Below are 15,007 nucleotides of genomic sequence, written 5' to 3' on the forward strand. Positions count from 1 at the left end.
TACTAATCAATTTTTTTTAGTATTTTACAAGGGTTTCCTACAGCGACAACATTAGCTGGGATATCCTTTGTAACAACGCTACCAGAACCTATTACACTATTATCACCAATAGTTATACCTGGATTTATTATACATCCACCGCCAATCCATACATTGTTTCCTATAGTTACAGCTTTTGTATAATCGGCATTTTTAGGCCTTAACTTAGGATCAAGAAGGTGAGTTGCAGTAAATATACTTACATTAGGAGCAATTAATACATTGTCTCCTATTGTTACAAGTCCATCATCTAAAACTAAAAAATTGAAATTGGCATAGAAGGTTTCTCCAATGTGAATATTACTTCCGTAATCACAATTAAAAGGAGGTTCTATTTCAAAATTATCACCTATTTTCCCAAATAGTTTTTTTAGAATATTTATTCTATCAGTAACATCTTCTGGTTCAGTATTATTATATAATTTTGTAAGATGCCTTGCTTTATTTCTTAAAAGGACTAAATCTTTATCATATGCATTATAGATTTCACCATTTAGCATCTTTTGTTTTTCACACATTTTATACACCCCTTAGTTAGATAGTTATTTTCTAATACCATATCCGCCATATATAGTTTTAGTATCCATTAGAGAAATTACAGCATTTATATGGGAATCTGATATTAATTTTATTAATTCACATTTTCTTTTCCTTTTAACATGTAATATAAGCATCTTTTTTTCTTCTTTTAATCCTTCAGCATCAACAATAGTAACACCGACATTTTCTTTTCTAAGTAGCTCAGCTAATGTATACCCATCTTTAACAGACACTATTGCATTTATAGTAATTAAGCCTAATGCTAGTTTTTCTTCTAAAATACAACCTATGTAATTTCCACAAGCAAAGCCTGAGGCATAAGTGATCATTTTAAGTGGTGCTTCATTTATTCCAACAAGCATTGTACCAATTATATATAACCATATAATTACTTCGAAAAAACCAATAATAGAACCATAGAATTTTTCACCACGAGTTATAAGAACTATTCTAATCGTAGTTAATGAAACCTCAACTATTTTAGCAAAAAAAATAATAATAAAACCTAACATATGTAATCCCTCCAACATAATATATCTTTTGTACATTTTTTATTACATAATACAATATGCTCTATTTAGAAGAGGTTTGCAAGAACTATTACCAAAAGTTTATACATATTTAACTAATACAAGATAGTTTTTAAATTTAATAGAAAAATTTGTTTTATATAGTTAACTTAACCAAATATAAATATACTTAAACATTTTAAGTATAACATTATAATACAGGAATGGCTAAGTGGTTGACAAGTCAACAAAATTCCAATATAATAAGGTTGACTTGTCAACTAAAATGAAAAATATAATAATATTCTTAATATAGGGGTGTAATATTTGAAAGAAGACATAATGCATTTGCTAAAACTTAATAATCAAATTTTAAGAAATACACAAGTTCATTTGGATAAGATGCTAAAAGAATATCATTTAAGCAGTGGTTCATATCCTTATTTACTAATGTTAAGGGGAAATGAAGGTATTAGCCAAAATAAAATAAGCGAGGAAGTAGGTTGTGATAAGGCGATGTCAGCTAGAACCATAACAAAACTAATTGATATTGGATACATAGTTAGAAATAAAGATGAAGATGATTCTAGAGCCTATAAGTTATATTTAACGCAGAAAGCTAAGGTTATAATTCCAAAAGTACTTTATAAAATACATAAGTTGGTAGGATTAATAACAAAAGATTTAAATGAGGAGGAGAAGAGAACTACCATAAACTCATTGAGTAAGGTCCTAAATAGTGTAAAAAAAATGAAAATACAATGATAAGAGGAGAATATAAATGAATTCAGCGAATGATAGTAATTATAAAAACAGATGGGCAATTTTATTTATAGTTGTAATGGTAACTTTTATGTGCACTTTAGATAGTAGTATTGTAAACGTAGCTTTACCTGTAATGGCTAAAGCGCTTCATGTAACATCAGCAGGTATTCAATTGGTAGTAACAAGTTACTTAATTGTTATCTCAGCAGCTATATTAGTTTTTGGTAAATTAGGGGATATGCTTGGTAAAACAAAGGTATTCAAGTTTGGAATAGCTTTATTTACCATGGGGTCTTTATTTTGTGGAATAACAAGTTCTCTTACGGTTTTGGTCTTAGCGAGAGTTGTTCAGGCGATAGGAGCTGCAGCGACTATGGCAAACAGTCAAGGTATTATAACAGGGGTGTTTCCAGCAAATGAGAGAGGTAGGGCCCTTGGAATTACAGGAACCTTTGTGGCACTTGGGGCAATGGTTGGACCGGGACTCGGAGGATTTATAGTCGATGCTACTAGTTGGGAATATATATTTCTAATTAACATACCAATAGGCATAATAACTTTGTTTTATGGATTAAAAATACTTCCTAAAGCAAACAAAACAGAAAAAGGTAAATTGGATGGATATGGAGCATTACTATTTGCATTTACTATAATTCCTTTATTTATAGCTCTTGGTAAGGGTCAAGAAATTGGTTTTACACATCCTATAATTTTGATAGGGTTTTTAATATCAATTGTTTCATTCATACTATTTATATTTGTGGAGAAAAAACGTAAAGACCCTTTATTGGAACTAAAAATATTTAAGAATAAATTATTTTCACTTTCTATATTTTGTGGATTTATATCTTTTATGGCAATGTTTTGTTCAGTTATTATTCAACCCTTTTATCTTCAGGATGTACTTAAATATTCACCTGCATTTACCGGACTTGTACTTATGGTATCCCCTTTAGTTTTGTCTGTTGTCGCACCAATAAGTGGGCATTTATCAGATAAAATAGGATCCGAGATTCTAACTTTTATAGGTCTTTTGGTAAATAGTATAGGTCTACTTTTAATGTCAACTTTAAATGAGCAAACAAGTCTAATGAGTATGGTTTTTTATATAGTCGTTATGACCATTGGTAATGGTCTATTTCAATCGCCTAATAATTCTTTAATAATGTCCACAGTACCGAAGGATAAGTTAGGTATTGCAGGAAGTATTAATGGACTTGTAAGAAACCTTGGAATGGTATGTGGAATAGCTTTATCAACTGCACTTTTATATAATAGAATGAGTTTTAAAATTGGACATCGTGTAACTAATTATATAGTAGGACGAAATGATGCGTTTATATATGGCATGAGAATTGTATATATAACGGCAGCAATTATTTGTTTCATTGGGGCTGTGTTAACTTTTTCAAGGTTATATAGTAGTAAGTCTAAATCATCAGATATGGTAAAGAATTGATTTTTGGAGAGTTAAATATTTTTCTTCAATAAAATTTTATGGTATAATTTTCATGTATGATATGAATAATATATTATAAACAGGGTTAATGTGTTAATTAATTTATATATAAAGAAAGGAAGTGAGTATTTAGTGGATTTGGGTATTGTGTACTAATCCGCTAAAGGTATATTATGGATAATAAATTATTAGAGAAATATGCTCTTTTACTGGTTAAGACAGGAATTAATATTCAAAAGGATCAAACACTTGTAATTAATTCGCCTATTGAGTGTGCTGCTTTTACTAGAATTGTTTCTAAAATAGCATATATAGAAGGTGCTAGAGAGGTAGTAGTAACATGGAGGGATGAATTATCTACAAAAATCAAATTCATGTTCGCTCCGGAAGAGATATTTTCAGAATATCCAGATTGGCAAAGAGATTTTTATGTTTCAAGTGCGCGAAAGGGAGCTGCTTTTTTAAGTATTTCAGCTTCTGACCCAGAACTTATGAAGGATGTTAATCCTGAAAGATTGTCAAAATCAAATAAGGCTGCGAGTACTGCAATAAAAGAATACAGAGATAGAATGATGAGTAATAAAAATGTTTGGTGCGTTGCATCTATTCCAACACAAGCTTGGGCAAATAAAGTTTTCCCAAAAGTTTCAGAGGATGAAGCAATGGAAAAACTTTGGAATGCTATATTTAAAACAGTGAGAGTAGATGCGTTGGACCCTGTTGCTTCATGGGAAACTCATAAATCAAATCTAAAGAAAAGCATGGATTATTTGAACTTAAATAATTTTAAATATCTACAATATAAGAACTCATTGGGTACGGATCTAAAAATTGAACTTCCAGAAAATCATTTATGGCTTGGAGGATCGGATTATACTCCTGGTGGTGTTGAGTTTATAGCAAATATGCCTACTGAAGAAGTATTTACATTACCTAAAAAAACTGGAGTTAACGGTATTGTAGTAAGCTCTAAACCTTTAAATTATAATGGAAATTTAATTGAAAATTTCTCACTTACTTTTGAGAAGGGAAAAGTAGTAGATTTCAAAGCAGAAACTGGTTACGATATTTTAAAGAGTATTATTGAAACTGATGAAGGATCATGTTATCTTGGTGAAGTAGCATTAGTACCATATGATTCTCCGATATCAAACTCTAATATATTATTTTATAACACGCTTTTTGATGAAAATGCATCATGTCATTTGGCTCTAGGAAAAGCATATCCAGTATGTATAAAAAATGGCGAGAATTTAAGCAATGAGGAGCTTTCCAAATTAGAAGTTAATGATTCATTTGTACATGAAGATTTTATGGTTGGTACAGAGGACTTACAAATAATTGGTATCACAGCAGATGGAAAAGAAGTATCTGTGTTTGAAAAAGGAAACTTTGCATTTTAAGTATATGTAATAAAATGTATAAAAAAAGTTGTTGAATGGTTAAAATTATATTGTACATGCTTTTTAAATATGTTAATATAAGTATGTAATAGTAATTTAAAGTTACTATTTAAGAGAATCTAATCTGATAAACAACATATCCCCTTTTATTTAGGAAATTATTGTTAATCAAATTTAGATCTTAATTTTCAAATAAAAGGAGGAATATTTAAAATGGAAGACAAAAACTTAATTTGTAAAGACTGTGGAAAAGAATTCGTATTCACTGAGGGCGAACAAGCTTTCTACAAAGAAAAAGGATTCGAAAATGAACCACAAAGATGTGTTGATTGCAGAAGAGCAAGAAAACAACAAAATAATAACTCATCTTTCGGAAGATAGTTAAGTAAGTATACCCTATAAAACTTTTGTTTTATAGGGTTTTTTTAATGATTTAAATTTATACTAAATAAGGGCACTAGATCTTTACTGTATAACAGTAAGGGGCTAGTGCTCTTATATTTTAAGTTGTGAAGCTTATTTATTTACTAAATAACTGATATATCTATTATGGGAGTAGCCGTACATTTAAAATTGGAATATAAAAAATAAAGCGGATATTTTAGATTAAATAAGAGAAACTAAGTAATATAAAAATTATAATTGAGGTATCAATATATAATTCAATCTGTCTATTTATGAGAAAAGGCCATGGTGATTGCAATGGAAAATGGAGATTTAAATGGAAATATAGATTTAATTAGGAATGGGTTAGGCAAGCAAAGTCCTATAGTGGTAAAGCATTTTTATATCGGAAGTGATCAGCCTTTAGAAGCTGCAATTATCTATATAAATGGAATTGCGGACAAGGATATTATTGATAGAGATATATTAAATCCTCTGATGATTCATATAGGAGAAAATTTAAATGGGAGAGCAAATATAGGAGATTACCTTTGTAAAAGATATATTTCTATGAGCAATACATTGGTAGAATCAGATTTGAATGGAGTCGTTAATCATCTTAAAAGAGGAAAAACAGCAGTGTTAATAAATGGCGCTTTGGAAGTAATAATAGCTGACACTACAGGTGGAGTACAACGTGCTATTATGGAGCCCATGAATGAAACTGCAGCAAAAGGTCCAAGAGATGGGTTCGTAGAGAATTTAGAAGTGAATATCAGCCTTATTCGAAGAAAAGTCAAGGATAAGAATCTCAACATTGAGTTATTTAATGTAGGAAGTCGATTGCAGAGTGATTTGGCAATGGTTTATATAGAGGATATAGTGGATAAACATGTATTGGAAGAATTAAAAAAGAGAATAGAAGCTATTGATTTAGATGCCGTACTTTCAGCGGGAAAGCTTGAGCAATATATTGAAGACTATGCCTATACTGTTTTTCCACAAGCCTATAGCACGGAAAGACCAGATAGAGCTATTGGAAATATGCTAGAAGGGAGAATAGTTCTTATTATAGAAGGAACGCCAATGGTGCTTGTATATCCAGCAATATTCATGCAATTTTTTCAGGCTGTGGAGGATTATACTGAAAGAACAGTTGTATCCTCTTTTGTAAGACTTCTAAGGATTTTGGCGGCAATTATTGTTATTACCCTACCTTCTATTTATTTAACACTTATAAAGTTTAATGTAGAGCTTATACCAATAAAATTTGTAACTCCCATTGTTCAGTCAAGGGTAGGAATTGCCCTAACTCCATTTTTAGAGATTACAGCTATGGAACTAGTTGTGGAGTTTTTACGAGAGGGTGGCTTAAGGCTACCTACTAAAATTGCTCAAACATTAAGTTTAGTAGGAGGTATTATTATAGGTGATACGGCAATTCAATCTAAAATGGTTAGTCCGACTACCTTACTTATAGTAGGGATTACCGTAATTACTACCTTCTTAATTCCTAATTATGATATGTCTCTTTCTATTCGAATGTTACGATTTCCAATGCTGGTACTAGCAAATATTATGGGCATATTTGGAATTGCAGTGGGGTGGTTTTTAATTTTAGTTCATCTTTCATCTTTAGATAGTCTAGGTGTACCATATTTTGAGTTTCATAAAAATGACATGAAGGATACATTTATTAGAGCGCCGCTTTGGAAGATGAACAAGCGCCCAGAGGGAATTCCCAATAGTGACCCTATAAGGCAGACGGATTTTAGAAATAAGTTTAAGAAAAAAAGGTAGTGAATAAAATGGAGAGAAGCTCTGATAAAAAACAAAGCTTAACTGTAAGTCAGTTTGCCCTTATTATCTTTGGTAGCATCGTTGGAGTGGGTGTTTTATCACTTCCCAATGGTGTAGTAAAAGCTGCTCATCAGGATGGTTGGATTTGCACTTTAATTGGTGGAATATATCCATTATATGTTGTAAGTATAGCCAACTATATAAGTAAAAGATTTCCTAATGATAACATACTAAATTTGAGTAAAAAGTATTTTGGTAAAATTCTTGGGAGTATCTTTAATTTAATCTTTGCTTCTTATTTTATTTTTATAACATCGATGATTGCTTGTTATTATAGTAATTTAATGCGAAGTTATATGATGGGATTTTTAACTCCTTTTAAACTTATAGCTATCCTAGTTATCTGCATTATTTATGCGGCTTCGAGAGGGTTAAAAGTAATAGGAAGAATAAGTGAGATTTCTTTTTACGTTACAATCATTCTTCTTTTATCACCTATAATAGCTTTACGATTTCCGAACATGACAAATATCTATCCTGTATTTGGTTCTGGTTTTAGTTCAATAGCAAAGGGAGCTGTAAAGTCAAGTTTTGCTTATGGAGGAGCGGAAATAATCCTACTTATCTATCCTTTTGTAAAAAAGAAAAAGAAAATTCTTAAATCTTCCCTTATAAGTGTGATTATTGCTATTACTCTTTATGTTTGGTGCGTTTTTATAACTATATATTATTTAGGCCCAGATATTGTGGACAAAAGTTTTTGGTCATTTTTGGTGGTAACAGAAAGCATAACCGTATCAGTAATCAATAACTATAGATACATTTTTATGACATTTTGGAGTTTAGTTGCATTTAAAAGTATGAGCATTAACTGTTATGCAAGTATATATATTTTAAAAGAGTTTGCACATAAAATAAAGACTAAAAATATTTACTTTTTAATGTATCCACTACTTGTATATTTAGCTCTAAAGTTTGGTAATGAAATAGGTAGGCAAAATATTAACGAGATTATTTTACCATGGTTTATCATATTTAATTTATTATATATGACATCTATTGCTATATTTATATCTTTTAAGGGAGGAGGTAGAGCTTGAATAAAAAAAAATACTTCATCATAATAATTGGCATTTTTATTTATGTATTTATTATGCTTGATCAAGGCCGGGTACCTATTGAGGAGATAGTAACTATTAATGGCATTGGGTATGATATAGAAAAAAAAGGTGAAGATATCATTGAATATAGTGTCCCGATTAATACAAATGTTTATAAGGCAAGTGGTAAGCAAGCGAATTTGTTATTTAATGAGCAAGGTCAAAATTTAGGAGAAGTAACTCAGAAAAGGCAAGAAAAGATGGATAAAAAATTTGTACAAGGTCAGGAAAGGGTGGTTTTTGTCAGTCAGGATTATGCAAGGTATGGTTTGAAAACTTTAATAGATGATAGATTTAGAAATCCACGAACTAACGATATGGCTTATATGGTAGTATGCAAAGGGAAAGCAGAGGATTATTTAAAGTACAAAAAAAAAGGTTATAGTAACTCTTCAGAATATATAGGGGGGCTTGTAGAATCTTATGGCAATTATAGTTTTTTTTCTAATAACTACAAGTTAATAGATGCATATGTGAGGATTGGAGCTGAGGGTAGAAGTCTGGTGCTTCCATATATAGAAATAACACAGGAAGGAATAGAAATCACTGGTGTGGCTATTTTCAATGGAGATAAAATGGTAGAAGTTGTGGATATACAAAAGGGTAAAATACTTAATTTGTTAAAAAACGATGATGTACACGGGATACTAACTTTACAAAAGAGCCCTAAAGAGTTTATTGATTTTGATGCAAAAACTGGTAAAAGAAAAGTGAAATGTTATAAGCAAGGAAATAAATACAGTTTTATTATTGATTTAACTTTCACAGGTACAATTACTAATAATGAAATGTACGCTAATATGTTAAAGGATATAAACAAAAAAAAAGAATTTGAAAAAGATATGGAAAAAGATATGGAAAAGCAATGTGTTGATTTTATAAAAATAATGCAGAGTGATTATAAGATGGATTGTATTACTCTTGGAAGAGAAGCGGCTGCAAAGTATGGAAGGCAGAAAAATATTGATTGGAATAAAGTAGTTTCAAATGCAGATATTAAAGTAAATGTGGTGGTTAATGCAGATTTACAGGGTAGAGGAGACTATTAATCATGCAGATAGAAAAGAAAAATCTACTAACTCCAAATGAAGTAACTTTTATATTAATAGGAATTGTGCTTGATGTAACGGCTACAAGTTTACCTAATGGGGGAATAGATATTGCAAAACAGGATGAGTGGATTTCTGTAATAATAGGGGCTTTATATCCCTTATATGTAGCTATCTTAGCTATATATGTAAGTGGAAAATATCCTAAGGATAATATTTTAGTGCTTAGTAAAAGATACTTAGGCAAGCCATTTGGGAGCATATTAAATGTTCTTTTTTTACTAAGTTTTTTTAGCTTTTTTCCACCCTTAATTACAACAATCACGTTAATCGTAAGAACGGAAGCATCACCTATTTTAACTCCTTTTAAAATTTATGTAGTTTTATTTTTTATAGGAGTATACGCTGCTGGCCTTGGGATTAAAGTGCTGGGAAGGACATGTGCTATCACCTTTTGGATGGTGTTAGGGGTCATTATACCTACCATTTCTATTTTAAAACAAGGAAGTTATTTAAATATAAGTCCTGTATTTGGAGCGGGGATTATAAATATTTTAAAAGGGAGCGTGTATTCTGCTTATGATTACTCATTAATGGAGCTTATATTTTTAATTTATCCTTTTATAAACGATAGTAGCAAGATAAAGAGTTCCGTTTTAAAGGCAGTAGGATTTACGGCTATTATATATACATGGATTACCTTTATAACCATATATTATATGGGAAAAGATATTATTCATAAAACGATATGGAGTTTCTTTACAGTGACATCGGCAGTAAAGGTTGAAGTAATAAACAATTTTAAATATATTTTTGTGTTTTTTTGGATAATTATAGCAATTAAATCTGTCGCTATTTTTAATTACGTGTGTTTATTTTTATTAAATGATTTTAAGAAAATAAAAAATAAAAAATTAATATATGTTGTTATAGCTGTTTTGGTTATTATCATTACAAACACATATTATCCAGATAAGTTAGCAATGGAGGAAATTATAAAATATACCCTTCCATTCAGCGTTATTTACAATTTGATATATATAACTCTCATCGCCAGTTTAATATGGATAAAAAAAGGATGGGTAAAATGAAAAAATATATGAATATAATATTTATTGTTTTTTTATGTAGTACTCTAATTATGGTTATTTTTGGAGGAGAAAATACAAAAACACAGAGTGTGGAGGATTTAGGTATTTCTGTGGGTGTAGGAATGGGAATAAATAAAAATGGTGAAGGGAATATAATATATAGGGTCTCCACAACTGCTAATGAATATAAAGAAGACGGCACTATTGAAACACTATTAGGTACTGGAATAGGTAGCACTATTGGGAAAACAAGAGAGAATAGACAAAAAAAAATAGGAAAAGAATTTTTTTTAGGACTATCAAAGATTTATATAGTAGATGAGGAATATGCTAAATATGGACTAAGAGGTTTAATAGATGTTAATTTTAAGAATCCTGTGGTTAATGACAATGCATTTTTAGTTGTATGCAAAGGTAGGAATGAAGATTATCTTAATTATACTTCCCCAGGTTACGATAATTCAGCAGAGTATATAAGCGATATGATTAAAAACTCAGTAAACTATAATTTTTTTAAGGAAGACTACATGTTTAAAGATGCATTTTTATCAATAGATGCGGAGGGCAAAAATGTTGTTAGTCCCTATATTGAAATAATGGAAGATGGAATTAAAATAAAAGGCATGGCAGTTTTTAACAAGGATAAGCTAGCTGTTATTTTGGATATGAAGGATACGAAAATAATGAATATGCTTAGGGAAAATAAAGTAAGAGGAATATTAACCATACAAAAGGATTCAGATAAGTATGTAAATTATCAAGGGTCATCTAAAAGAAAAATTACATGCAGGAAAATAGGAGATAAATATACTTTTATTATTGATTTAAATTTGGAAGGAGAAATTGTTAACAATGAATTATATAAAGGTATAGCAACAAACTTAGGGGTAACAAAAAGGTTTGAAGATGACATGGCAAAACAAGTGGAAGAAATGTGCAATGGATTTTTGGGGAGGATGAAGAACAAATATAAGGTAGATCTACTTCAGCTAGGATGGGTGGCTACTGCGAAATATGGAAGAGACACAGGAGTAGACTGGAATGATGTTATTTCTAACTCTGAGATTAAAGTAAATGTAAAGGTACATGTTGATAAAGTAGGAAGAGGACAGTATTAAATATAGGTAAGTAAGAAAAAATAGAAGGTGACACTTTGGAAAAGAAAAAAATAATAATTATGTTTTTGGTGGTGCTTATAGTTTCGATTTATGCAGAAAAATATAAAGTAAGCCCTATGGAGGATTTAAATATAATTTCAGGAATTGGTTTTGATATTAATAAAGAGGTAAATGGTAATGTGCAATATAGTGTCCCATTTTCTATATATGGTTTTAAAAGTAAGGGAAAAAGTGGTCTACCAATCACTACTAAAAAGGCAAGTAGTCCTGGAGAAAATATTGAAAGAACTAGTAGTATTATAATGGAAAAGTCAAATACTATTGGAGATACAAGGGAAGAGAGACAATTAAAGTCAAGTAAAGCTTACACAATCGGAACTGAAAAAATGGCTATAATAGGCGAAGAGCAGGCAGCTTATGGGATACTTAATATGGTAAATATACTTTTTTCTAATGCAAATATTAATGATTCAGATATTTTTTCAGTGTGTAAGGGGAAGGCAGAAGATATATTAAGGTTTAAGGTAGAAGGATATCCTAGTTCTTCAGACTATATGGAGGGTATGATTAAAGGTGCTACAAACTATAATTTTTTAAGTTTAGAATATAATTTACTTAATATATATATAACATTGGATTCGGAAGGGAAAAATTTAGTACTTCCTTACCTAGAAGTAAAGGATAACAATATCTTCTATACGGGTATGGCTTTATTTAAAGGGAATAAAATGGCTTACGTATTGCCTATGGATGAAAGTAAAATTATGAATATGCTTAGGGAGAAAAAAGGTAAAGGAATATTAACGCTTCAGGAAGGCCCAGATAAATATATAAATTACGATGCAATGGTTAAAAGGAAGGTAAAATGCAATAAGATAGAAGATAAATATGAATTTAACATTGATTTGAATTTTAGGGGAGACATCATAGAGAACACATTATATAAAAGTATTAATAAAGAAAGTGAAAAAGAATTTGAAAAGCTTATGGGAAAGAAAATAGAGAAAATGTGTTATGATTTTTTAGGAAAGATGAAAAATGTATATAAAATAGATTGCTTAAATTTAGGAATGGATGCTGTAGCTCAATATGGCAGAGAAACTGGAGTAGATTGGAATGATGTGGTAAGTAATGCAGATATTAAAGTAAATGTAGTGGTGAAAATTGATAATATTGGAAAGGGTCAGTATTGAATGAATATGGGGAGTAAATAAGATGGATAAGGCAAAAAACAATTTGCTTGAAGAAAGTGAAGCTACAGCGATGGTAGTGGGATTTATAATTGGAGCAAGCGTTCTGGCATTGCCTAATGGAGTAGTACAGGATGCAAAGCAGGATGGATGGATATCTGTATTAATTGGTGGTATATATCCTCTATATGTAGCTTTGATAGCTATATATTATGCAAAAAAACACCCCAAGCAGGATATATTGGCTTTAAGTAACTTATATTTAGGCAAGGTCATAGGAACTATATGCAATATTTTATTTATGCTTGAGTTTGGTGTATTTGCTATAGCCGAAATTGTTAGTTTAAGTAATATTTTTAGAGTGCATGCAACACCTTTTTTAACACCAATAAAAGTTTTTATTCCAACTATACTATTAGCCTTATATTTAAGTAGTAAAGGGATAAAAGTACTAGGACGAATCAATAAAATTTCATTATATGTTACAGTTGCTTTACCTTTAATATTAGTATTTTCACTAAAAAATGGAAATTATCTAAATCTGTTTCCTATATTTGGGACAGGGGTTAAAAACATTTTCAGTGGCAGTCTTGAATCAGCATTTGCCTATGGAGGAATGGAAGCTATATTTTTATTTTATCCTGTTTTGAAAGAAAAAAATAAAATAAAAAGGATAACTTTAAATGCCTTATTAATCACTATGGGGATTTATGTTTGGGTTACAATTGCATGCATCTATTATTTAGGATACAAGGTTACATCTATAGCCTTATGGCCCGTTTTAATAGTAACAGGGGGGGTAAATATAGTAGTATTAAATAATTTTAGATTCTTATTTTTATTAGTAGGGTCTATGGTAGTGTTTAAGATTATAGCAAATGAGCACTATGCATTTACGTATATTCTGAGTGGTTTATTAAAAATTAAAGATATAAATAAGACATATTGGATCACATTTCCAATTATTCTTTGCTTATGTATGTTAATTAAAAATGAAGTTCAAAGAAGAGCAATCATTGGGTATATTGTTCCTAAAATAGTTTTATTTAATATAACGTACATATCTATTATTGCCATATTGATATTTATAAAAGGAAAAGTTCGAAAGTAAACTATTTTTGGTTGGAATTTATTTGTTAATATCTTTATTATAAAAAACCACCAGAAAATTTTCAACATTTTCTATAACAAAGCAAAATAATATTTTACCAAATCTATATGTATGAATTTTGGTTAGATGTATAATATTAATAGTGAGTATTTTATTTATTTTTATCATTGAAAAAATAGTTTTGGAGGAAGTGACGTAATATGCCTTTTAATGTATACAGTAGAAACGGAAAATATTTAGGATTCATTCAATCTGCATATCCGCAATATACAAATGTATTTATGGTTGCGAGTACAGATATTAAGCTTACGGAGAAGGACTTTAATATAAATAAAATAAAATCTGAGTTAGCAAGTTTTTTAGGATGTAAAAGTATTTTAGGGAAAATTAATGAGCAAAGATTAAGTAAAAGCATAGAGAATATAATAATTAAAGAATTTAAAAAATTCAAAGATAATACCTATGAAGAATTATTAAAACTAGTATATCTTAGAATAATACGTTCTGAAGAAAACTTTAATTATAAAAAAGTAGATTTAACACAAATAAATGCATATTTCTTAGTGGATATTAATAATGCTATAATTGAAAATGATTCAATAATTATAGATGAAGAGATAGATTATATTTGTAATAAAAAAATAGAAAATCTAATTCCTATTGTTGCAAAAATAACTGATTATCCTGTAATACAAATTGATAGTCTAATGTCAGGTCAAGGGTTGTTATTAGGGGCAGATCTTGCTGATTTGGTAGGAAGAAGTCATATACATAGGACGAAATTAAAAATAAAATCAGGGAACTTTGCATATGAACTTAATTTGCCTGTAGAGCTATACATAAAAATAGGCGATGTAATTGAGATGTATGTAAGTAACAGGGTTGTTAAAAGGATATTTTGCGATGGTATAATATATGAGTTTTAATGAAAATTCTGATCGGAGATATGAATATGTATATTAATGAAACAAAACTAAAAGTAAGGTATGTTGAGACAGATCAAATGGGAATTGTTCATCATTCAAATTATTACGCTTATTTTGAAGTAGGTAGAACAGAATTTATAACAGCAATAGGAATGACATATAAAGAAATGGAAAAAGATAATATTATGTTACCAGTTGTGGAAAGCTCATGTAAGCACATAGAAGGGGCAAAATACGAGGATATAATTATTATCCAAACATTTATTAAAGAGCTAAATGGTGCTAAGGTAATATTTAATTATAATGTAGTTCGGTCAGAGGATGGAAAAATTTTGGCTAAGGGTAGTACAACACATGCTTTTGTTAATGAAAAATTTAGAGTCGTAAATCTTAGAAAAGTTAACATTGATATGTGGAGTAAATTTAAAAAACTATTTGAAGAATAGAAATTCTATGCTTCAAA

At 29.7% G+C, this 15,007-nt stretch carries 15 protein-coding genes; 13 read left to right on the forward strand and 2 right to left on the reverse strand.

The genetic code is table 11. From position 1 onward, the window contains the following. Nucleotides 1–2 precede the first annotated feature (2 nt). Both A7L45_RS05100 and A7L45_RS05105 read right to left on the reverse strand, forming a co-directional pair. A complete protein-coding gene (locus A7L45_RS05100; protein ID WP_071611766.1) occupies nt 3–557 on the reverse strand; it encodes a sugar O-acetyltransferase in 555 nt (184 codons plus the stop codon). Between the two features lie 24 nt (nt 558–581). Further along, nucleotides 582–1,091, reverse strand: coding sequence for a DUF2179 domain-containing protein (locus A7L45_RS05105; RefSeq protein ID WP_071611767.1), 510 nt, complete (start codon nt 1,089–1,091; stop codon nt 582–584). A 324-nt stretch (nt 1,092–1,415) separates the two neighbouring features. Between A7L45_RS05105 and A7L45_RS05110 the strand changes: the two genes are divergently transcribed. The 13 genes from A7L45_RS05110 to A7L45_RS05170 all read left to right on the forward strand — a co-directional run bounded on the left by A7L45_RS05110 (nt 1,416) and on the right by A7L45_RS05170 (nt 14,990). Beyond that, complete coding sequence (locus tag A7L45_RS05110; protein WP_372445132.1) at nt 1,416–1,853, forward strand: MarR family winged helix-turn-helix transcriptional regulator; 438 nt, start codon at nt 1,416–1,418, stop codon at nt 1,851–1,853. A gap of 16 nt (nt 1,854–1,869) precedes the next feature. Next, nucleotides 1,870–3,312 (forward strand): MFS transporter, encoded by a 1,443-nt coding sequence (locus A7L45_RS05115; protein ID WP_071611768.1) that lies wholly within the window; start codon nt 1,870–1,872, stop codon nt 3,310–3,312. A gap of 173 nt (nt 3,313–3,485) precedes the next feature. Next, the gene (locus A7L45_RS05120; protein WP_187350232.1) at nt 3,486–4,715 is read left to right on the forward strand and encodes an aminopeptidase; all 1,230 of its coding nucleotides are present in this window, start codon (nt 3,486–3,488) and stop codon (nt 4,713–4,715) included. 213 nt (nt 4,716–4,928) lie between these two features. Further along, on the forward strand, nt 4,929–5,096 hold the full coding sequence (locus A7L45_RS05125) for a zinc-ribbon domain-containing protein (RefSeq protein WP_071611770.1): 168 nt from the start codon (nt 4,929–4,931) through the stop codon (nt 5,094–5,096). A 321-nt stretch (nt 5,097–5,417) separates the two neighbouring features. Then, nucleotides 5,418–6,899 carry a spore germination protein gene (locus A7L45_RS05130; RefSeq protein ID WP_071614873.1) on the forward strand — a complete coding sequence of 494 codons (1,482 nt, stop codon included), beginning with the start codon at nt 5,418–5,420 and terminating at the stop codon, nt 6,897–6,899. Nucleotides 6,900–6,907: 8 nt separating this feature from the next. Beyond that, the gene (locus A7L45_RS05135; RefSeq protein WP_071611771.1) at nt 6,908–7,999 is read left to right on the forward strand and encodes a GerAB/ArcD/ProY family transporter; all 1,092 of its coding nucleotides are present in this window, start codon (nt 6,908–6,910) and stop codon (nt 7,997–7,999) included. Next, nucleotides 7,996–9,108: a Ger(x)C family spore germination protein gene (locus tag A7L45_RS05140; RefSeq protein ID WP_071611772.1), complete on the forward strand. Its 1,113-nt coding sequence runs from the start codon at nt 7,996–7,998 to the stop codon at nt 9,106–9,108. Before A7L45_RS05135 ends, A7L45_RS05140 begins: the two co-directional genes overlap by 4 nt. A gap of 2 nt (nt 9,109–9,110) precedes the next feature. Beyond that, entirely contained in the window at nt 9,111–10,199 is a 1,089-nt protein-coding gene (locus tag A7L45_RS05145) for a GerAB/ArcD/ProY family transporter (protein ID WP_071611773.1), read from the forward strand. Next, nucleotides 10,196–11,317, forward strand: coding sequence for a Ger(x)C family spore germination protein (locus tag A7L45_RS05150; protein ID WP_071611774.1), 1,122 nt, complete (start codon nt 10,196–10,198; stop codon nt 11,315–11,317). The genes A7L45_RS05145 and A7L45_RS05150 overlap by 4 nt, the downstream gene beginning before the upstream one ends. A gap of 35 nt (nt 11,318–11,352) precedes the next feature. Continuing rightward, nucleotides 11,353–12,510 (forward strand): Ger(x)C family spore germination protein, encoded by a 1,158-nt coding sequence (locus tag A7L45_RS05155; protein WP_084647358.1) that lies wholly within the window; start codon nt 11,353–11,355, stop codon nt 12,508–12,510. A gap of 22 nt (nt 12,511–12,532) precedes the next feature. After that, nucleotides 12,533–13,618 carry a GerAB/ArcD/ProY family transporter gene (locus A7L45_RS05160; protein ID WP_071611775.1) on the forward strand — a complete coding sequence of 362 codons (1,086 nt, stop codon included), beginning with the start codon at nt 12,533–12,535 and terminating at the stop codon, nt 13,616–13,618. Between the two features lie 200 nt (nt 13,619–13,818). After that, nucleotides 13,819–14,544, forward strand: a complete 726-nt coding sequence (locus A7L45_RS05165; RefSeq protein ID WP_071611776.1) for a hypothetical protein — start codon at nt 13,819–13,821, stop codon at nt 14,542–14,544. 26 nt (nt 14,545–14,570) lie between these two features. Beyond that, nucleotides 14,571–14,990, forward strand: a complete 420-nt coding sequence (locus tag A7L45_RS05170) for an acyl-CoA thioesterase (RefSeq protein WP_071611777.1) — start codon at nt 14,571–14,573, stop codon at nt 14,988–14,990. The last annotated feature ends 17 nt before the right edge of the window (nt 14,991–15,007 follow it).

This window comes from Clostridium estertheticum subsp. estertheticum, from assembly GCF_001877035.1.
Taxonomy (GTDB): Bacteria; Bacillota; Clostridia; order Clostridiales; family Clostridiaceae; genus Clostridium_AD; species Clostridium_AD estertheticum.

Excerpts from the sequence above, each read along its gene's own strand:
- A7L45_RS05105 (WP_071611767.1), bottom strand. The coding sequence starts at position 1,091 with ATGTTAGGTTTTATTATTATTTTTTTTGCTAAAATAGTTGAGGTTTCA.
- A7L45_RS05160 (WP_071611775.1), top strand. The coding sequence starts at position 12,533 with ATGGATAAGGCAAAAAACAATTTGCTTGAAGAAAGTGAAGCTACAGCG.
- A7L45_RS05100 (WP_071611766.1), bottom strand. The coding sequence starts at position 557 with ATGTGTGAAAAACAAAAGATGCTAAATGGTGAAATCTATAATGCATAT.
- A7L45_RS05120 (WP_187350232.1), top strand. The coding sequence starts at position 3,486 with ATGGATAATAAATTATTAGAGAAATATGCTCTTTTACTGGTTAAGACA.
- A7L45_RS05170 (WP_071611777.1), top strand. The coding sequence starts at position 14,571 with ATGTATATTAATGAAACAAAACTAAAAGTAAGGTATGTTGAGACAGAT.
- A7L45_RS05130 (WP_071614873.1), top strand. The coding sequence starts at position 5,418 with ATGGAAAATGGAGATTTAAATGGAAATATAGATTTAATTAGGAATGGG.
- A7L45_RS05115 (WP_071611768.1), top strand. The coding sequence starts at position 1,870 with ATGAATTCAGCGAATGATAGTAATTATAAAAACAGATGGGCAATTTTA.
- A7L45_RS05135 (WP_071611771.1), top strand. The coding sequence starts at position 6,908 with ATGGAGAGAAGCTCTGATAAAAAACAAAGCTTAACTGTAAGTCAGTTT.
- A7L45_RS05165 (WP_071611776.1), top strand. The coding sequence starts at position 13,819 with ATGCCTTTTAATGTATACAGTAGAAACGGAAAATATTTAGGATTCATT.
- A7L45_RS05145 (WP_071611773.1), top strand. The coding sequence starts at position 9,111 with ATGCAGATAGAAAAGAAAAATCTACTAACTCCAAATGAAGTAACTTTT.
- A7L45_RS05125 (WP_071611770.1), top strand. The coding sequence starts at position 4,929 with ATGGAAGACAAAAACTTAATTTGTAAAGACTGTGGAAAAGAATTCGTA.
- A7L45_RS05150 (WP_071611774.1), top strand. The coding sequence starts at position 10,196 with ATGAAAAAATATATGAATATAATATTTATTGTTTTTTTATGTAGTACT.